The sequence below is a fragment of the Mesobacillus foraminis genome (assembly GCF_004340465.1).
Taxonomy (GTDB): domain Bacteria; phylum Bacillota; class Bacilli; order Bacillales; family Cytobacillaceae; genus Mesobacillus_B; species Mesobacillus_B foraminis.
Genome location: NZ_SLVV01000001.1, coordinates 144,735 through 161,825, shown reverse-complemented (window position 1 = coordinate 161,825; position 17,091 = coordinate 144,735). Strand labels below are relative to the sequence as shown.

Here is a 17,091-nt window from a genome sequence, read left to right as displayed (position 1 = left end):
TATTAACAGGGGGTAAACTAATGACTCTTTCTTTAAATGGAAAATCATTTGTTGTCATGGGAGTGGCGAATAAGCGGAGCATTGCTTGGGGAATTGCGAAATCGCTTCACGAAGCAGGCGCAAATTTAATTTTTACATATGCTGGCGAAAGATTGGAAAAAAGTGTCCGGGATCTGGCTGAATCACTGGATGAAAAATACCTTGTGTTGCCTTGTGATGTAACTAGTGATGAAGATATCGCTAAATGTTTCCGTGACATTAAGGAAGCAGTAGGAACAATTCAAGGTGTGGCCCATTGTATCGCCTTCGCCAATAAGGAGGAGCTTCAGGGGGAGTACCTGAATGTCACGCGTGACGGCTTCATGCTTGCCCATAACATCAGCTCATACTCTTTAACGGCGGTTGCCAAAGAAGCAAGGAATCTTATGCCTGAGGGCGGAAGCATCGTGACCCTGACATACCTTGGCGGGGAGCGTGCCATCCAGAATTACAATGTCATGGGTGTTGCCAAGGCTTCACTTGATGCCAGCGTACGATACCTTGCATCGGATTTGGGTAAAGATAACATTCGTGTAAACTCTATCTCTGCAGGTCCAATCCGCACCCTGTCAGCCAAAGGGATCAGCGACTTCAATTCCATCTTAAAAGAAATTGAAGAAAAAGCCCCTCTTCGCAGGACCACAACTCCTGAAGAAGTTGGAGATACCGCTCTGTTCCTGTTCAGCAACCTGTCACGCGGAATCACCGGTGAGAACATTCATGTCGATTCAGGATATCATATTCTATAAAGGTTAGTCAGGAAAAGCCCTCTTGCAGCAGCAAGAGGGCTTTTCACGTGAAAATGTGCCTTTATATTGGTACAAGTGCCCATACAAGTATGACCGTATTTCTATATGATATTGCAAGGAACAAATTCATTCGAACATTGAAAGGAGTGAATGTAATGTTAAGTTCTAAATGGAATAGTAGAGGTTACGCCACCAAGAAAAAAAAGAAAGAAGAAAAAAGATCTTTCGTGCAACAGGCTGGAGACGGAATTAAAAATCAGCAAAATACAATCCAGAAAGCTGTGGGCCGAGACACCACGGCTGTAGCTGTGTTAGGAATCTCGGTAGCTATAGGTAATACAAATATTAATGTTCCGATCAATGTTCCAATTGCAAACCAAGGAACAGGCGGGGACATTAATAAAGAAAGTGGTCCCGGAAACCTATTTGATAAAGATGAAGCAGAATTTGATTTATTTTAATAAGGCTTCCTTCTGGATATATGTAGAGTTAACTATATATTAAGCAGGATTTTTTTTGATTCAGCTGTAAGTAAAGAATAAGAAAAAAGCTGATTTAGGGAAGAACGCATCGAATGCTCATATAAAAGCACGATGCGTTCCCTGTATTCGGCAAGGGATTCGGAAAATTAGCCCTATGATAGGCTTGCAGGGTGCGCTTTCCCGGTTAAATTTAGATTTTCCCTGTCAACTGCACACCTACAGTTTTTAAGTTGAATTTTTTTAGACAAGCACCACAAACCTTAGCAATCTCCTTTTTTGGAGGGATACATCTAGTGCAGTTGGGAGTCTCAGCAATCAGGGTCAACTATAAATTAAATGATTGTTACCCATACAACCTTAACGTTCCGTCCAGAACGGGGGTTGTTTTTTGTACTACGTAGTTATTCATAATATTTTATCCCCTTTCGTTTGTGATTCGGGTATTTAACTCCAGGATGCCCCAAAAATAATCAACGACATATGTCATTTACATCAGCTTGCTTAAGGAAATGATTATTCTGTTTAGGGGGAAAATTTACATTTGCTGTTCCAGTACCAGGTACGGCTTAAGTTAAAACAAATCATTCCTGATGCTAAATGGGTGATTTTTTGAAAATGTGCATTTGTATCAGTACAAGTGCCCAAACAGATAAGGCTCCTTTTTTATATGATATAGCAAAGAGAAGGGGGGTGAAGCAAATGAGTCAACAAGAAAAGAAACTCAATGAAGGCACTTCCTTTACTTTTAATGGGAAAGAAATGACCCAAGAAGAGCTCAATGCTTTACTTAACAAAGTTGGCGATAAGGTAAACGGACTTTTTGGAGAGGCTAGTTCAGTTCTTGATAAGGCATCGATAAAAGTAAATAAAGCGCCTGTGCTAAGTGGAGACGAGATACGAAGTCATGTACAGCAATTAATTCCAAAGATTGAAACTTCCAACGAAAACGGAATGTTTAAAATGATGCTGAATGGGCAGTCGATTCTTGAATTTAATTTATCGAATTTGTTAAAAAAACATTAGACTGAATTGAATTCTAAGAATTTTTATTCATCATACATTGAAAGGAGGTGAATATAAATGTTGAGTTCAAAATGGGGTGGAAGAGGTCATTTCAACAAAAAGAAGAATGACGACCGTGATAAAAAGGTGAAAAAAGCCGGAGATGGAATGGGCAATGATCAAATCACAATCCAAAAATCCAAAAGCGAAGATGTTGAGGCTGAACTGCTAGCGATCGCATTAGGTGGCAACAACCTTACAGTTCCATTCAATATCAATATTGCTAACACATCTACAGGTGGTTCCATCAACAAAGAAAGCGGCAAAGGCGATCTAGAAGACGAAGATGAGGCATCACTGTTCTAATAATGTCTAAGGAAAGGAGAAAGATTGATGAGCAATAATGACCTGACAGCCGAAATGTTGGATAAACTTACGGAGCTGGGTGTTCCTAAGGAAATCATTCAAAAGCTGACTGATGGGTCCCTGCCGACCGCTCATTCACATGCTGAGGGCGGGAAAGGGCAGGCGGTTAATATAACCTATGTTGATAATTATTCAACTTTGCTTCTTGTATACACCTTTCTCCTCAATTCTTTGGATAGGTCTGAAAAAAGTGAAGAAACTAACTCCTTAAATAAATCACTTCTTTTAACGTTAAAGGCTGCTATGAAAGAACAGCAAGAATTTCGAAAGGCCTTCTTGACTGCTGTAAATTCTTTAAGAAAATAAATAGCATATAAGTGCAGAATGGTGTCCCACTCGGAGTGGGGACACCATTTTTTTTATAAATAAGATTATCAATACCAAAATAACTGCAATTTCGGTATGTATGTTTCCTCTAATTAGTATCCTTTAATTTCGCTGCACCCAATTTAACTTCGGACAAATATATACTCTCTGTAAATCTCCATGCTTTCGAGTTTGATTAATTCTCCTCAGCCTTTCTTTGAATCCCTAAATGAAACCTCTGGGTCACGAGGGGGGGATACGCGTTAAGGTATCTACATCCCCCTCATTAAACTAAGGATCCAGAAGCATGGTTTTGACCTGAGTTTACTATTCTTTATTTTCACAGCGGGCACTGGTGTTAAGCAACAGCAGTAGCTGGATTCAATAAGGAACTTCTCCCAACATGAATGTGGATACCTAATTAAACCGCTGAAGGGCTCTGCCAGGGTTTATAAAGGAGGTTTGGTTTAAAGGTATTATCAGCTATATTACTGGCTTTACAAAGGCTTTAGAACATTTATGCCAGTCAAGGCAGAACCTTTTGACTATTTCAAAATATAAATGTAGTGTCCCTGTATCGAACAGCCGGTTTGTACGGTTATAAATGATAAAGTGCCTATTTAGCGCCTAATTTCGGGGAAAACGGGCTATTGTCCCGCACCCAAATGGCCTTTTTTCAATATCTTATTAATGTAAATAACAAAGAAACAAAAGGAGGAAAAAAAATGAGTTGCGCTAACGGAAACTCAACCGGCGGCTGCGTGTGTGAAGTCGTAAGAGCCATTTTGGATATCCAGGAAGCTGTTGTAGAGGAAGCCAAAAAATGTGATTGCTCTTCCAACTGCTTTATGGAGCCGCTTGGTGCTATAAGCCCTCATCATCATCACCACCATAAGAAACAAGCGGATACTCGTGTCATTACGTTAAAAAATGCGGACGGATCTCCATTCCATGCATTCTTTAAGGGTCATAAGCATTGCGTGTCAATCTACTTCAGGGTAGAAGATGTATTTGATAACTGCTGTGCGACATTGCGTGTACTGATCCCGCTAAAATGTAATGAAGAAGGCAAAATGGTACCTGCTAATCTGGTTGGAGATGCTGCATGCTGCATCGACATGGAGAAAGTTTGTGAGGTTGAAGGCTTCGCGGCTTCTAGCGACTGTGTAACAGTAGACCTTCATTGCTTCTGCGCCATTCAATGTATCGAAGATGTTGATCTCGACCTCTGCAGATAATCAAAAAGTAGCTCTAACTAATAGGGCGGACCCCGCTGCCAACAAATCCCGGATAGGAGGATTTGTTGGCAGTTTTCTTATGTGGTGAGCATAATTTGCATGGGATACTGGAGTTAAGCGTGTATCGGGACAGCCGAGACTTACACCTGGAAGTCTGGATATTTGATTCATTCAAGTAGGCCCCCATCAACAAAGAAGAGAGCATCCGGAATATTTCCGGATGCTCTCTTCTTTGAATTCGTGAAGTATTTTTAATGGACTTGCATTTTAATATTCCTGATTGAGTCGGTCTTTATAGAGGTTAATTCCCCGTTTGGCAGCTTTATTTCCACTTCGTCGTCCACCTGGTTCATAAAAATACCTGTATATACATAGTCACTGGTAGTAAATGAACAGGTAACTGGTGGCAGCTGTTTTGGGAAATTGACCAGATATCCTATTTTTTCGCTTACCGTCATGGATCTAAATGGTTTAACTCTTCGGAGTCCACGCTCACGTCTTTGGATTGGCGGATTGGTCTTTTCTGTTGCAGGAGAAGCAGGAACTTCCTTTACTGTCTCAGCCTGTGATGCGCTGGCAGCGAGAGGAATGCTTTCAGGCTCGATCTCAGCTGCTGCAGGAGCATCTGTTTCGGGAACCGGCTGTATCGCGGTCTCCGTTATTTCGAGTGTTATTGTCTCTTCATCAGTTTTATCTTCTTCCCTCTCTGCCTCAACTGTAACCGCCTCTGGGACCGGTTGGTCAGCGGTTTTGGCCTGGTTTAGTTCGATTAGCTCCTTTAGTTCAGAAGGGAGTTGATTGAGCATCGTGTTTTTGGCCTCAGCTGGTTCCTTTTCCTCGTTCCTGGCGTTTCTCGGAATCGTATAGGTGGTTTGGGCATTGAGGATCGGCTTTGCGGTTTTGGGCTGGGCGATGTAGAGTAACGGCTGTTGTTTTACCCGTGCTGTAGACATTTTTTTAGATACCTCCTAAAAATTGTTTTTTCTATTTATATGTATGCATTTAAAGGGGGTCTGTGCCTATTGCCGGTCAGGGGATATGCAGTAGCAATTTTACCTTCCGGCCATATATTAGGAAGGGAAGGGGAGATGTTGGATGGATATTAGTATCGGCCTAGAGCATTTATTGATAGTAAGTTTAGCTTCTTTCCGATTAACCAGGCTTATTGTATTTGACAAAATTACGGAATGGATTCGTTCTCCTTTTTTTGATGAGGTGACAGAAGAGGGAGAATTTTATCTAGTGCCAAAGGAAAAGGGAATTAGAAAGTGGATCGGGGAACTCTTAAATTGTTACTGGTGCACCGGCATCTGGTCGAGTGCACTGTTATTCGGTTTATATGTATATTTTCCTATAGTCGGGATTCCGTTGGCCTTCATTTTGTCGATTGCAGCCATTGCAGCCTGCATCGAAACGGTAATAAGCAAATTGATGGGCTAAGGCACAAACGCTGGAATATTTCATGCATATGGTGTTATAGATCGTTAAAAAGGAGCCAATTCATTATGAGAAGCAATCGGGAAAAACCATCAAAGGAGAATCAGGAACAAACGGAAGATAAGACGAAAAGAAAGGGCTGCGGCTGCGGCTCAGCCAGAAGAAAGCTGGGAACAACCAGAAGGAAACTGTCTCGATGAGGCAGTTTCCTTTTCTTTGCCGGGGATGGTAATTCCTAGAAGTGAAGGCAAGGAATTATTCGTTGATCAGCGAGTGTATGGCCTCCATAATTTCCTCTTTCTCGACGGCCTTTTTTGTGTTGGCCATATCGTAGAGACCTCTGATCTGATTCTTGCTGTCAATTAGAAACATGGTCGTGTTATGTGCGATATAATCACCGCTGACCTTTTGAAATTTCATGTGGTAGGAGTCGGCGACCTCTTTGGTTTGTTCGGGGGTTCCCCTCAGGAAAATCCACCCTCCAGGATCTGCTTCAAACTTCTGCGCGTATTCCGAGATCGTTCGAAGGTCATCTTCCTCGGGATCAAGGGTGATAGCAACGAGCTCCGCTTTTGTTCCGAATACCTCCTTAAGCTTCAGCTCATCTTGAAGCTTCTTAAAATCACTCATTGTAAGTGGACAAATATCCGGGCAATTGGTATAGAAGAAGGCCATCAATTTTATCTTGCCGTTATCAGAACTATATTCATCCTCCGTTATAGACTGCAGCGTAAAGGGTTCTGCCTTATCCAGGACGGGGAGATCATTGTTTTTACCCCATTGCAGAGTAACCATGATGAGACCGCATAAAATCACCAGAACAAAGATCCCCGCTTTTAATAACGTTAACCTTGTATTCACAATTATCCTCCTTTTTTGCATTGATCGCAGAGGGTTCCACTTTATTGCAATTTTTTAGGTTTTTATCCTCTTTTATAGGACAGCTGCTTATATGGGTTCCATTTTGTTTGCATAAAATAACAGGAAGAAAATCCTGGAAGGTGGTGCTAGCCATTCCCATCATTCCTTGCAGTGCTGCTTTGAGGGCTGCCACAGCCAATGTGGTCACAAACATCATCATTTCTTTCGGCCACTAAGCTCCACGAAGACCATTGGAAAAGTCACTATGGTCTGGATCATTGCTGTTTAAAGGGGCATCAGAAATGCAATGAAATGTATCATTTCCAGTCCAGCGAATGCAGTTCATCCAGGCGCAAAAGGATTGTTAATCAAATATGCTTGTGCCAGGCCAGAAGTTGCTGCTGTTAAACTGGTTGTTTCTAAAACTTAATATGACCTGCTAAATATAGAACTTACTAGGAGGAAAATACATTGGGTCAGTCTAACAAGAAAAAAAGAAAGCTTGGAAAGAAGACTAATACAATGAAAGAAAAAGATTTTATCCGTTTTGCTGTTAAGGAGGAAGTGGACCTGGACGATGAAGATTTTGATGCTGAGCCTTACTCACGTCATTTAGCGAATGATGGCCACTGTCATCAATGCGGAGTACACCATCACGGACTTAACGGCCATTGTGATAAATGCGGAACACATCATCACAACAAATTCGATACCATTCACCATCAACACTTTGCCCAGCATTGTAATAAATGTAGAAGACCTCATCATGGATTCGGTCATCTTTGCGATAGTTGTGCCAGCCTTCATCATCATGACTGTGACCACCATCATGACTGTGGCCACCATCAAGATATTCAATCTCATTGCAATTGCCGGCGCTGTCAGGATCTTTGCAAGCACCCTGTCATTTTTGACCGGAGAATTATCGTTGACGAAAGGTGCTTTTGTGACGACAAGTGCTTTATTGATCACCACCGATGCCTGTGTGACGAACGCTTCCGCCTGCGCTTAGGCGGCCTTGAACATGGCATGGCGTTTAGGTTCCGCCAGTTAATAGGCTGTTTAGTAAAAATGGATGTGGAATGCGGAGAAGCAGCAGAAAAAGTTTTAGCCAATATTTGTTCAGTTGGTACAGACTTTGTCGAGGTTGAAGTGTTCAAGAACAAAGATAAAGCCAATTCTGGCGGTAAAGGGAAGATTCGGATCCTGCCATTTGAGTCAATTGGAAGCATCGAGCTGGAATAAGGATAAACGATAGGTGAATTTTTACTTCACAGCTAAAAAAATACTGTTCAATCTTATATTGCAAGGTTGAACAGTATTTTTAGGTAGTCCGCTTATTTGTAATTAGAATAGAAGCAGGCAGATTTTATTTAATGGTAGTTCCCGTATTTTTCTCTTCTTGGAGGAAATCTGTATTGTATCTCCGGAAACCTCCACAAGCTTCCCGTTCACCTGTTTATTATCCATCATCAGGATACGGATTTTCTTATCTACTTTAGTCAGTAAAAATACCTGGAGGCTTAAACGGAAAAAGATATTGATTAATTCAGGGGAGCAGGATACGGTATTTCCAAAATCAAAGGCGATCGCTCTCCTGAGACATGGATCAATATCGATTAACCTCGGTTCATGAGGTGAAGGTTCGATAAATCCATCTCTTGGCTTAATCTGGCAGATTCTCTCAAAGGGAATGACGATTTCTCTCTCTTTTGCTTTTAGCATAACGAAGTTCTGTCCTGCCAGCTCGACTCTGCCGGCCGTAATTTTGTCTTTTTCTTTTGGCTCCTCCTCCGAACAGTCAATTTGGACATTTACGTACTGGCCAATCAGACCTTCAAATGCCCGTCTTCTAGATTCAAATACCAGATCCCCTGACAGTCCAAGATCAAGCAGCAATTCATTTGCCTCATCAATCCTGGCTTCAAGCTTCCGCTGTTCATCTTCCGGCAGGCAAGTAGCAGGGGATGGGAATTTTGGCGTTTCCAGTTTTGGAGGACAGCATTCCTCCGGTATACAAAAATCGTCGGGGGCTCCGGCGGGAACAAACTCCGGACAGCGACAGTCATCATCATGATGTTTATTGCTCACTTGGTCCATCCTTTCCTCCTGGATTATGAATCTTCCAATCTAGGCAAATGGTGCTGAATGCAATCATGAACCCGGAAGATTCCCCACATACCCTGTTCAATATCCCAGCGGATATTTCCAGACCTGTAAAGGTAGTCCCCAGGAAAGTTGAACGTTCCGCCGGCCCCGCCAATCAGCGGCAAGTCCTGAGCGTCCCCGGGTACCATATGGCCAATAAAAGATATGACTCTAGAATCGATATCCCTGGGATCAAACTTCCAGTTATGGCCATGAAGATGGAAGGTATGGGACCTTCGCCGTTCAGAAGGCATTGCCAGCCGTATGAATACCGGGTCACCTGGATATGCCTCAAATACTGGTGTTGCCGGGTCACCGAAAACCTTTGAGCTGAATAGGTCGGCCAATACGGGATGCTCCCTGTACCGGTTAATCAGCCTTTCCGACCGGTAATTGAACCCGCGGGAACCAAAATCATACGTATCCACTTCTTCATCAGGTTCTGCTTGCGGAATGACACCTGCCAGCGGGTCAATAATCACTTTTCCGTTTTTATCGACTAACCGGACACCATCGTGCATGATAAGAACAAATTCCCTGAACCGCCCGAAAAGCGGATGTTCAATGATGGCACTCGTCCCTGTCCTGATTGGCTGAAGCGTTTCTGGGTCCAGGTAGTTTGAAGTGAATCGGGGTTCTGCAATGAATGCTCCAAATGCCCCAAAGGAGCGATGATTCCTCAAATCTGCCACATCCCACATTGCACAGGTCCCGACATTGGCGAACACATACCAGCGGTAGGTAATGCTTTCTCCGGGCCCGACTGTCTGGTCCGGATTGAAGCCTACTGTATTCCCGCTGGAAGTCGTTACGTCATAGTCAAGTAAACTTGGATGCAGCGATATCCTTAAAGAAGGTGGATAGAAAGCCTGCTCTTTCACCGGCGGATAAGGATGAATGCCATCCTGGAATGGAAACTTTTCAAATTCCAGCATGCTGGTCAGAGTGACTTCAACAAGATCACCTTGGTTTCCCCTCAATACCAAAGGTTCTGGATTTTTTCTTCCGCACAGGATGTCTTCAACATCTTCCTCCAGTGCAAACACAATTCCAAACGGATCATGGTCTCCATACTTGTTGTAAACAATGGGAGTCTGAACAGCGACAACCCGGTATCTCCGTATTGGTGCGTTTAGCGGTGCCAGAGGCGGCAGGCTGCATTGCGGATCGGCAAGTTCAGGAGGCTTGCCTGTCACTTCCGGAAGCGGCAGAGTCCTTGGCGGAGGAAGCGGCCGGTCCGACAGCGGAATCAAATCCTCAACCTCCTGATCAAAGGCCCTGATCAGTCCCCACGTACCAAGCCACACATCCTCTTCATCCTCGAAGGCCCACAAATAATCTCCGGCTCTTGGGATAACCATTTCCAGTGTAAAGGACTCCGCAATGCCGATATGGTGCTGTGAGGTCAAGATAGAGTCATTATCAGGCCGTTCTAGCTGCCATCTTAACCCATGCAGGTTAAAGCTATGGGATTCTTCATGGGCTCCCTGAATCAGGCGGATTCGGATTGGATCTCCTTCGTAAGCCATCAGCATCGGAGTCACCGGATCGCCACTGACATAAGAACTAAAGGAGTAGGCTGGGTCACAGTCCTCTCCAAGCCGGAATTGCAACGGTTCATTTTTATAATTGACTCCAAAAACACCAGGATCCTCCTCAGAGCCAGGGAAAGGCGGGGGCTGAATTGGGCAGCCATCTTTATCGAAAAGCAGGGCAAAATCGTGAATAAATAAAGAAAAGTCACGATAATCCGGAATTAATAGGTGCTGCACAGTTACCTGGGTTCCGTGGAAAACTTCCTCTCCGGTCCTTGAGTCAAAAAAGCGGGAAAACCGCGGCTGGATAACGGCTGAGCCGAATACGCCATGCTGCTGGTGGGAAACGGCAAATAAATGGTCATGATAGAAAAAGGCTTTTAATTCGGTATCTGCATACCACTCATAACGGATGGTCTCACCGGGCAGCACAGAGCTGTCATAATTCCAGCCTACATTCGCTGCGTCAGCTACAAGAACATCGAATTTAACAAAGTGGACATGAAATCCATTTTCATAGGTTCTTGTAACAAGCTGAAAGGCGTCACCATCAAGAACATGCGGCAGTCTGTTGGTAAAATTCATCCGAATGCAGGAACTTGCAGGGATGTGGAGTGTAAGAGGTTCAGGTTCTATTTTCCCTGAGAGGACATTATCGATTTCTTCGTCGAGTACATAAATTCTTCCCTTTGGATCATTCCACCCTTGCCGGTTATAGATAATTGGGAGTTCAATCAGGGAGACATTAAATTCAACCACAACTGGATTGCCAATGCAGGAGTCAACAAATACAGCCCCTGGACGTGCATTTGGCACCGCAGCATTTCTTTCCAGCTCCGTCATTTCCCTGCCGCCGACGATTCCGAGAGGCGGCCTTGGTGCTTTGCAGCCGACCTTTCCTGGAATAAAGTTAGGGAAGCCGGGCCTTTCCACAGTTGGTTTGGGCGGGCATGGTCGATCAGGCAAAGGCTGAAGCGGGGCAATGGGAATCCCGTTTGGATAGCATTGGCTCCCATCCTGGAGAGTATCAAAGATCCGGTTTATTCCCCACATACCAGCTGCAAAATGGGGATATAAATGACAGTGGATGATCACATCCCCAATAGCCCCCTGCAGACTTCCAAGCCCGTATAACGGCCAAACGTCGTAATGGCTTTGCGGGCTGATCGACTGGGCATCAATTACTTCAGAACGTTCATTGCTTGGATCTCTCAGCCACTGGTGGACATGATAGTGGAATACATGTGTTTCCTTGGAAGCACCATGAATGAGCCGAATTACGGCAGGGTCACCGCGATAGCCTCTAAGAATCGGAGTTGCCGGATCCCCGAATACCCATGAATCATGGTGGACTTCTTCCCCGTCCAGCTCAGGGCTGACTACACCTTCCTCAATTAATCTTTTTCGATTTCCTAAAGGCTCATAGCGATAATTGACTCCATGAAAAGATTCCGCTTCCTGATTGGTTATTGGATTGAGCGGGCGGTTGCCTGTTAAATCATTGACCTCCATTTCATCATTAAAAAACCAGGCATACTCCCTGAATGAGGGCAGAAATGGATTATGGATATCAGCAAAAGCCCCGCTTTCAATTGGCCCACCAGTTACTGGGTCGGTCCACCACGACCCTCGTCGCTCAACAATCAGAGCGCCAAACAGCCCCTGGATGCTGGAGCCTTCTTCTGTGCTTGAGACATTTCCCATGTCAGTAAAGAAATGAATTCCCTCTGTAGTCGCATGAATAGTGTAAAGAACCGTTTCTCCGCATTCCGCCAGGGAACTGGGGTTAAACCCGGCATTTGAGCCATCCGAAGTCCTTGGGTCATAATCCGACTCCTGAAAATGCATTCCTGTGGCAAATGGCAGCTGATTCTCAAACAGAATCTCTACTACATCCCCTTCATTGGCACGAATCGTAAGCGGCTGAACTAGCTCCACGGGGGTAAAGGGATTTTCCCGAACAAGTTTTCTTACTTTCTCTTCATTTTCCTTCAATACATACATTCGTCCATCCGGATTATGGTCGCCAAAATTATTAACGACAATCCGAATGGGGATGGCGACAACATGAAAGCGTCTAATCATGACGACCTCTCCATTCTATAAGTCATCTCTCAACTCAGGGATGCAAGGTCCATCAGGCGTCTCGATATAAAACACCTCAATATTATGGATATGAAGAAACCAGTTTCGATTCTCCAATTGGCTGAAGTGAGTCGTTTCCACACATAATTCCACCATATCTTCCATCACATCAATGATTTCTCCAATAAACATAAAAGGATAGGACGGGGTAAGGACAAATGCTCTTCGGCCTATGTTTTCAGTGAAATGATTAACCAATGCCGTATCGTGTAGCCTGTTTATATCAACTGACTGTGAGTTTGAGTTTGTAGTAGCCATATAAAACCCTCCTTTTGCTGTCTATACCAGCGGGAATCTCATATTGCAATCAAAGTTCGTGGTGAATTGGGCGATTTTTTCAAGTGGGATGGATAACGGCGTTGGAAATTGGAAGAAGGGTGCATTCAGTATTTTAATCGTTGCAGGATATAACGTGATATGACCCGCGGCAACATCCACAATCGGACCACAAAAGATTGGCCGGAAGGTCTGGCCCAATAAGTTTAATTGGGCAGTTTCAGTAATGATTAAAATGTTTTCTCCTTGAAGGCGTTGAAAACGTCTGACCAACAGGTCCTCTATTTCAATGTCTTCCCGCTCCTTGTTATGTTCTCTTCGTTTGCGGCTGTCTCTTATGCTCTTCATGTTTTACCCCCCATTATTCCTTTGTTTTTTTCTGATTAAATTGCTTCCTGAATGACCCATCCATAAACATGGCAAGTAAAGATACCAGGCGCAGCGCAGTTATAACCTGAACATCTTTTAGAAGAACTTTGTGATGAGTATTAAAACGATGAAGGATTAAATGCTGGTCGATTGTATCCTTTATCTTTCCGACAAATGTTTCTTTTCCGGTCTGAACTTTTACCCAGGTATCTTTCCATGCTCTTAGGTTTGTTAAAAGAGATTCCTCGTAAAATTGCTGAATCAGAACGTCCCTCCTGGAAACTGTTTCCCCAAAATTCCTTAATAATTTTTTTCGTAAGTCATTGTCATACAGATAATATTGGTGGCTGTTTGAAAAAACTGGGATTCCAGACGGGATATTTGCGGATGTGATTGATGTATAGGGCAGCCAATACCTGTCTTTTAAATTTGTGAGCATGACAAAATCGCGGCCAACTGTACTGACCTTCCCGTTTTTTTGTTGGTTTTCTTCTCCAATCCTTGCTTGGATGACTACCTGCTGTTTCCTTTTCATCTTGAAAAAACGTTTCAGTATCAAGGATTTTTTTTTCTCAGGCAGAGCATCTGCGATTTTAAATAAATTTGCCTGCTCCATATATTCATTAAAAAGCCGAATTTCCTCTGTGGAAGTGGCACCTGGCGGCGATGTCAATTCTGCATCCAGTGCGTCGGTCTGCTGTTCAGCTATAACTTCTGCTTTCCTTTTTTCAAGGAGGGCTTTCGTATATTCTTCCAACCGCATCCCAGTTTTCACTTAAAGCGGGCCTCCTTTCCCATAGGCAAAATTCCCAACTAGTATATGATTTGGGCGCAGAAAATGAACTGTTTTAGGTAAACTTTTCAAGAATCTCTGTATTCATCTCTTCATAAGGTGGAATGGAGAGGGGGATTATATTGTCTCTTTGGCTGAATTCTCTTTTATATACAAACCTTGTCCTTGCCATCATTGTGTTTTTTTATCTTCACAGGCGGCGCAAGCTCATAGGGTTTCATCTCGGGATGAACATCGCAATGGTTGTCGGCGGGGGGCTGGCCATTCTTACAGGTGTTATTCTGATTACTCTTTATCCGCTTCATTTTATGGAAGTTACCGTACTGTCAGTTTTAACCGGAATCCTTGCTGGCAGCATTTTCGGTGCTTTATTTGATTACCAGACCTTGCTTACAGGTTATATCAATGGATTGATGATGGGAATCATGGCTCCAATGGTAGGGGCGGCAGCATCAGAATCGATGGTTTTTATTATTGTTCTGCAATTGTTTATCTTCATCATTTTTATCATTTTGATGGTGTTTGCAAAATCCACAACCTGACCAGGGGCAGGGGGCAATATAGATAATGGTTATCTTCTTATTTTTAATTCTTGCAATAAATTTTTTGCTGGGATTCTGGTGTTATCGATGTTTATTTAAAGCCCGCACTTTATTTGACGATCGTTTCGGTTTTAATGCGGTCCTGACTTCAACAGCCATGATCAGCTTTGCACTCGCACTTACGTTCTTTTTTATATTCCCGGATAACTTCCCGGCCATGAGCATTATCAACCTAAGCCTCGGGATTGGCACAGGCTGGCTGTTTGGCAGAATGGTAAATGGCCAAACCCTGATTGCTGGTGTGTTCAACGGAGGAATTGGCGGAATGATGGGAACAATGGCCGGAGGGGTCGCAAAAGATCCTTCGATCTGCGGTTTGCCAGCTTCCGCTTTTTCGGAAGAGGTGACCGTGCTTTTTTTCGGTTCCGCAGGTTTTTTCCTGCTGGCACTGACTGTTGCGTTACTATTATTTGCACTGAGAGTGTAAAACATGGGCTGATCTCCTTTAGGGAGGCAGTCTTTTTATTTGGAGTATAAGCGCAGCGGCTTTTTAAATTTCAGCAGGCACTTAATATGAAAAAATTGGAACTTTAGACTTTATCCAATTTAAAACATAATTTACAGTACTTACGCCGAAAATATAGTCGACCGCAATTTAAAATGATTACATAGGAAGGGTATGTATGATGAAACCATTTAAAATCCTCGCTGGCGTCTTTTTACTAATGGTGACAGGGCTGACAATATCTGGCTGCAACTTTGGAAAAACCTCTGAAGAAAGCAGGGTTTCCTTAGTTCAGTCAGTCAATCCGGAGCCAGCAGCTGTTGAAGGCAATAAAGGGAACGGTCTGAAGACAGCTGAGAAGGTTAAAAAAGATATTCAGGCCATGCCAGCCATATTTGATGTGGCCGTAATTAAAGGAGAAAAGGAAATCCTGGTAGCTTATAAGGTGAAGCATATGCAACGCTTCCAAATGAAGAAAATTGAAAAGGAAATCAATCAAAAGCTAGAAAAGAATTACCCAAAAGAAACTTTTATTGTCTCAAGTGATTTCAAGATATTTATTGAAGCAATTGAATTAAAGGAAAAAGTAAAGGAGAACACCTATTCAAAGAAACGGGCAGAAAAGCAGCTGCAGAAAATTATAAAGCTTAAAAAAGAACTCACATAGAAAGGAGAAGTCAGATGGGGAATAAAAAAATGACACCAGCGCAGGAACAATATAAAAAGCTTGAACAAAAACATGAAACAAAAAGGCCAGTGTTAAAAAATTGTTTAAAGGCTTTTCTTGTTGGGGGAATCATTTGTGTAATTGGACAGGCTATTACCTATTTTTATATCTATTTCTTCCATTTTACCGAGCAGACAGCAGGCAATCCTACAGTCGCCACGATGATTTTTATCTCCATGCTGCTGACTGGCTTTGGGGTTTATGATCACATCGGCCAATTTGCTGGAGCAGGAAGTGCCGTGCCAGTGACCGGGTTCGGTAATTCCGTCATCTCTGCAGCCATAGAACACCGGACAGAGGGCTTTGTCCTGGGGGTTGGAGGCAATATGTTCAAGCTGGCTGGATCGGTCATTTTATTTGGAGTGTTTTCTGCTTTCGTCGTTGCTCTTATCAAAACATTGCTTACGATGTGGGGGGTCCTGTAGGAATGATTGCGGGAATCCAGATCAGCAAGGAATACAGTGAGGGAGGTTTATTATGCTAAAAGGAAAACAATCATGGGTATTCACTGAACGGCCGGTGATTGAGTCCTCGGCAGCCACAGGGGGGCCATTTGAAGCGAAAGGGAGGCTGTCTGACGATTTTGATATACTCCATGACGACCTGTGGATGGGAAAAGAATCCTATGAAAAAGCTCATACCCTCTTGCTGGAAGAGGCGATTACGACAGCAATTGAAAAAGCGAACCTCACCAAAGAGGAAATCCATTTTATGCTTGCTGGTGACTTAATTAATCAAATTACACCTTCAAGTTTCGCTGCCAGAACTCTGGGCATCCCTTACTTTGGTCTCTTTGGAGCCTGTTCCACGTCCATGGAAGGATTGGCACTTGCCTCTTTTATCATTAATTATCACGGCGCCAGGAAAGTGGTGACAGGGGCCTCAAGCCATAATTCTGCAGTTGAAAAGCAATTTCGCTATCCAACCGAATATGGGGGTCAAAAACCGCCTACTGCACAATGGACGGTTACCGGGGCAGGAGCAGCGGTAGTCACCAACAATCCTGACAAACAAGGTAAGCTCGTAACAACCTCTGCCACCATTGGAAGGGTGATTGATATGGGGCTTTCAGATCCCTTCAATATGGGGGGCGCCATGGCTCCGGCAGCAGCAGATACGATTAAAGCCCATTTTAAGGATATGGAGCTTGATCCTTCCTATTATGATTTAATCGTGACTGGAGATCTGGCCCGTATTGGACAGGAAACGACCTATGAATTGCTGCAAAAGGAAAACATTCATATCGATAGGGAAAAGTTCCAGGACTGCGGATTAATGATTTATCATGAGGACCAGCCCGTTCAAGCGGGAGGAAGCGGTGCAGGCTGTTCAGCCTCTGTTCTTTACGGCCATTTGTTAAATGAGATGAGGAAGGGAACGTATCAAAGAATATTGATGGTTGCGACTGGGGCTTTATTGTCGCCTTTGAGTTTTCAGCAAAAGGAAACAATTCCGTGCATAGCGCATGCGGTGTCGATAGAGGTCCACCCATGAGTGCAATCTTCCTGGAG

At 43.6% G+C, this 17,091-nt stretch carries 22 protein-coding genes; 14 read left to right on the top strand and 8 right to left on the bottom strand.

Annotated elements, in window-relative coordinates:
* Positions 1 to 20: 20 nt before the first annotated feature.
* The 6 genes from fabI (at position 21) to EV146_RS00745 (ending at position 4,242) form a co-directional block, all read left to right on the top strand.
* A complete protein-coding gene (fabI, locus tag EV146_RS00770; RefSeq protein ID WP_132000826.1) occupies positions 21 to 788 on the top strand; it encodes an enoyl-ACP reductase FabI in 768 nt (255 codons plus the stop codon).
* 155 nt (positions 789 to 943) lie between these two features.
* Complete coding sequence (locus EV146_RS00765) at positions 944 to 1,249, top strand: hypothetical protein (RefSeq protein WP_132000824.1); 306 nt, start codon at positions 944 to 946, stop codon at positions 1,247 to 1,249.
* 720 nt (positions 1,250 to 1,969) lie between these two features.
* On the top strand, positions 1,970 to 2,293 hold the full coding sequence (locus EV146_RS00760; protein ID WP_132000822.1) for a hypothetical protein: 324 nt from the start codon (positions 1,970 to 1,972) through the stop codon (positions 2,291 to 2,293).
* A 57-nt stretch (positions 2,294 to 2,350) separates the two neighbouring features.
* Positions 2,351 to 2,638 (top strand): hypothetical protein, encoded by a 288-nt coding sequence (locus tag EV146_RS00755; protein ID WP_132000820.1) that lies wholly within the window; start codon positions 2,351 to 2,353, stop codon positions 2,636 to 2,638.
* 27 nt (positions 2,639 to 2,665) lie between these two features.
* On the top strand, positions 2,666 to 3,004 hold the full coding sequence (locus EV146_RS00750; RefSeq protein ID WP_132000818.1) for a hypothetical protein: 339 nt from the start codon (positions 2,666 to 2,668) through the stop codon (positions 3,002 to 3,004).
* A 725-nt stretch (positions 3,005 to 3,729) separates the two neighbouring features.
* On the top strand, positions 3,730 to 4,242 hold the full coding sequence (locus tag EV146_RS00745) for a CotY/CotZ family spore coat protein (protein ID WP_132000816.1): 513 nt from the start codon (positions 3,730 to 3,732) through the stop codon (positions 4,240 to 4,242).
* A 251-nt stretch (positions 4,243 to 4,493) separates the two neighbouring features.
* On the opposite strand, the gene EV146_RS00740 is transcribed toward EV146_RS00745, so the two are convergent.
* Positions 4,494 to 5,195 carry a CotO family spore coat protein gene (locus EV146_RS00740; RefSeq protein WP_132000814.1) on the bottom strand — a complete coding sequence of 234 codons (702 nt, stop codon included), beginning with the start codon at positions 5,193 to 5,195 and terminating at the stop codon, positions 4,494 to 4,496.
* Positions 5,196 to 5,337: 142 nt separating this feature from the next.
* On the opposite strand from EV146_RS00740, the gene EV146_RS00735 reads away from it, so the two are divergent.
* On the top strand, positions 5,338 to 5,682 hold the full coding sequence (locus EV146_RS00735; RefSeq protein ID WP_132000812.1) for a DUF1360 domain-containing protein: 345 nt from the start codon (positions 5,338 to 5,340) through the stop codon (positions 5,680 to 5,682).
* A gap of 65 nt (positions 5,683 to 5,747) precedes the next feature.
* Complete coding sequence (locus EV146_RS28075) at positions 5,748 to 5,879, top strand: hypothetical protein (RefSeq protein WP_258235956.1); 132 nt, start codon at positions 5,748 to 5,750, stop codon at positions 5,877 to 5,879.
* A 55-nt stretch (positions 5,880 to 5,934) separates the two neighbouring features.
* Here EV146_RS28075 and EV146_RS00730 read toward each other — a convergent pair whose 3' ends face one another.
* Both EV146_RS00730 and EV146_RS26710 read right to left on the bottom strand, forming a co-directional pair.
* Positions 5,935 to 6,540: an SCO family protein gene (locus EV146_RS00730; protein ID WP_158286959.1), complete on the bottom strand. Its 606-nt coding sequence runs from the start codon at positions 6,538 to 6,540 to the stop codon at positions 5,935 to 5,937.
* Between the two features lie 612 nt (positions 6,541 to 7,152).
* Positions 7,153 to 7,512 carry a hypothetical protein gene (locus tag EV146_RS26710; RefSeq protein WP_199232647.1) on the bottom strand — a complete coding sequence of 120 codons (360 nt, stop codon included), beginning with the start codon at positions 7,510 to 7,512 and terminating at the stop codon, positions 7,153 to 7,155.
* 57 nt (positions 7,513 to 7,569) lie between these two features.
* Between EV146_RS26710 and EV146_RS26705 the strand changes: the two genes are divergently transcribed.
* Positions 7,570 to 7,785 carry a hypothetical protein gene (locus EV146_RS26705; protein WP_158286957.1) on the top strand — a complete coding sequence of 72 codons (216 nt, stop codon included), beginning with the start codon at positions 7,570 to 7,572 and terminating at the stop codon, positions 7,783 to 7,785.
* Between the two features lie 102 nt (positions 7,786 to 7,887).
* Here EV146_RS26705 and EV146_RS00720 read toward each other — a convergent pair whose 3' ends face one another.
* Genes EV146_RS00720 through EV146_RS00700 form a run of 5 tightly spaced genes read right to left on the bottom strand, consistent with a single transcriptional unit; the run spans position 7,888 to position 13,788 of the window.
* Positions 7,888 to 8,640 carry a hypothetical protein gene (locus tag EV146_RS00720; protein ID WP_132000806.1) on the bottom strand — a complete coding sequence of 251 codons (753 nt, stop codon included), beginning with the start codon at positions 8,638 to 8,640 and terminating at the stop codon, positions 7,888 to 7,890.
* Between the two features lie 14 nt (positions 8,641 to 8,654).
* Positions 8,655 to 12,308 carry a multicopper oxidase domain-containing protein gene (locus EV146_RS00715; protein WP_132000804.1) on the bottom strand — a complete coding sequence of 1,218 codons (3,654 nt, stop codon included), beginning with the start codon at positions 12,306 to 12,308 and terminating at the stop codon, positions 8,655 to 8,657.
* Between the two features lie 15 nt (positions 12,309 to 12,323).
* Complete coding sequence (locus tag EV146_RS00710) at positions 12,324 to 12,626, bottom strand: hypothetical protein (RefSeq protein WP_132000802.1); 303 nt, start codon at positions 12,624 to 12,626, stop codon at positions 12,324 to 12,326.
* 21 nt (positions 12,627 to 12,647) lie between these two features.
* The gene (locus tag EV146_RS00705; RefSeq protein WP_241993769.1) at positions 12,648 to 12,992 is read right to left on the bottom strand and encodes a hypothetical protein; all 345 of its coding nucleotides are present in this window, start codon (positions 12,990 to 12,992) and stop codon (positions 12,648 to 12,650) included.
* A gap of 13 nt (positions 12,993 to 13,005) precedes the next feature.
* Positions 13,006 to 13,788, bottom strand: a complete 783-nt coding sequence (locus EV146_RS00700) for a hypothetical protein (RefSeq protein WP_241993768.1) — start codon at positions 13,786 to 13,788, stop codon at positions 13,006 to 13,008.
* A gap of 140 nt (positions 13,789 to 13,928) precedes the next feature.
* On the opposite strand from EV146_RS00700, the gene EV146_RS00695 reads away from it, so the two are divergent.
* The 5 genes from EV146_RS00695 (at position 13,929) to spoVAD (ending at position 17,074) form a co-directional block, all read left to right on the top strand.
* Positions 13,929 to 14,348 (top strand): hypothetical protein, encoded by a 420-nt coding sequence (locus EV146_RS00695; protein ID WP_241993767.1) that lies wholly within the window; start codon positions 13,929 to 13,931, stop codon positions 14,346 to 14,348.
* Positions 14,349 to 14,373: 25 nt separating this feature from the next.
* Positions 14,374 to 14,835 carry a hypothetical protein gene (locus tag EV146_RS00690; protein WP_132000798.1) on the top strand — a complete coding sequence of 154 codons (462 nt, stop codon included), beginning with the start codon at positions 14,374 to 14,376 and terminating at the stop codon, positions 14,833 to 14,835.
* Between the two features lie 196 nt (positions 14,836 to 15,031).
* Positions 15,032 to 15,520, top strand: coding sequence for a YhcN/YlaJ family sporulation lipoprotein (locus EV146_RS00685; protein WP_241993766.1), 489 nt, complete (start codon positions 15,032 to 15,034; stop codon positions 15,518 to 15,520).
* A 14-nt stretch (positions 15,521 to 15,534) separates the two neighbouring features.
* Complete coding sequence (spoVAC, locus tag EV146_RS00680; protein ID WP_132000796.1) at positions 15,535 to 16,005, top strand: stage V sporulation protein AC; 471 nt, start codon at positions 15,535 to 15,537, stop codon at positions 16,003 to 16,005.
* Positions 16,006 to 16,057: 52 nt separating this feature from the next.
* Positions 16,058 to 17,074: a stage V sporulation protein AD gene (spoVAD, locus tag EV146_RS00675; protein ID WP_132000794.1), complete on the top strand. Its 1,017-nt coding sequence runs from the start codon at positions 16,058 to 16,060 to the stop codon at positions 17,072 to 17,074.
* Positions 17,075 to 17,091: the final 17 nt, after the last annotated feature.

Bases quoted from the DNA above. Each gene is read 5' to 3' on its own strand.
- fabI (WP_132000826.1), top strand. From the start codon at position 21: ATGACTCTTTCTTTAAATGGAAAATCATTTGTTGTCATGGGAGTGGCG.
- EV146_RS00765 (WP_132000824.1), top strand. From the start codon at position 944: ATGTTAAGTTCTAAATGGAATAGTAGAGGTTACGCCACCAAGAAAAAA.
- EV146_RS00760 (WP_132000822.1), top strand. From the start codon at position 1,970: ATGAGTCAACAAGAAAAGAAACTCAATGAAGGCACTTCCTTTACTTTT.
- EV146_RS00755 (WP_132000820.1), top strand. From the start codon at position 2,351: ATGTTGAGTTCAAAATGGGGTGGAAGAGGTCATTTCAACAAAAAGAAG.
- EV146_RS00750 (WP_132000818.1), top strand. From the start codon at position 2,666: ATGAGCAATAATGACCTGACAGCCGAAATGTTGGATAAACTTACGGAG.
- EV146_RS00745 (WP_132000816.1), top strand. From the start codon at position 3,730: ATGAGTTGCGCTAACGGAAACTCAACCGGCGGCTGCGTGTGTGAAGTC.
- EV146_RS00740 (WP_132000814.1), bottom strand. From the start codon at position 5,195: ATGTCTACAGCACGGGTAAAACAACAGCCGTTACTCTACATCGCCCAG.
- EV146_RS00735 (WP_132000812.1), top strand. From the start codon at position 5,338: ATGGATATTAGTATCGGCCTAGAGCATTTATTGATAGTAAGTTTAGCT.
- EV146_RS28075 (WP_258235956.1), top strand. From the start codon at position 5,748: ATGAGAAGCAATCGGGAAAAACCATCAAAGGAGAATCAGGAACAAACG.
- EV146_RS26705 (WP_158286957.1), top strand. From the start codon at position 7,570: ATGGCGTTTAGGTTCCGCCAGTTAATAGGCTGTTTAGTAAAAATGGAT.
- EV146_RS00720 (WP_132000806.1), bottom strand. From the start codon at position 8,640: ATGGACCAAGTGAGCAATAAACATCATGATGATGACTGTCGCTGTCCG.
- EV146_RS00715 (WP_132000804.1), bottom strand. From the start codon at position 12,308: ATGATTAGACGCTTTCATGTTGTCGCCATCCCCATTCGGATTGTCGTT.
- EV146_RS00710 (WP_132000802.1), bottom strand. From the start codon at position 12,626: ATGGCTACTACAAACTCAAACTCACAGTCAGTTGATATAAACAGGCTA.
- EV146_RS00705 (WP_241993769.1), bottom strand. From the start codon at position 12,992: ATGAAGAGCATAAGAGACAGCCGCAAACGAAGAGAACATAACAAGGAG.
- EV146_RS00690 (WP_132000798.1), top strand. From the start codon at position 14,374: ATGGTTATCTTCTTATTTTTAATTCTTGCAATAAATTTTTTGCTGGGA.
- EV146_RS00685 (WP_241993766.1), top strand. From the start codon at position 15,032: ATGATGAAACCATTTAAAATCCTCGCTGGCGTCTTTTTACTAATGGTG.
- spoVAC (WP_132000796.1), top strand. From the start codon at position 15,535: ATGGGGAATAAAAAAATGACACCAGCGCAGGAACAATATAAAAAGCTT.
- spoVAD (WP_132000794.1), top strand. From the start codon at position 16,058: ATGCTAAAAGGAAAACAATCATGGGTATTCACTGAACGGCCGGTGATT.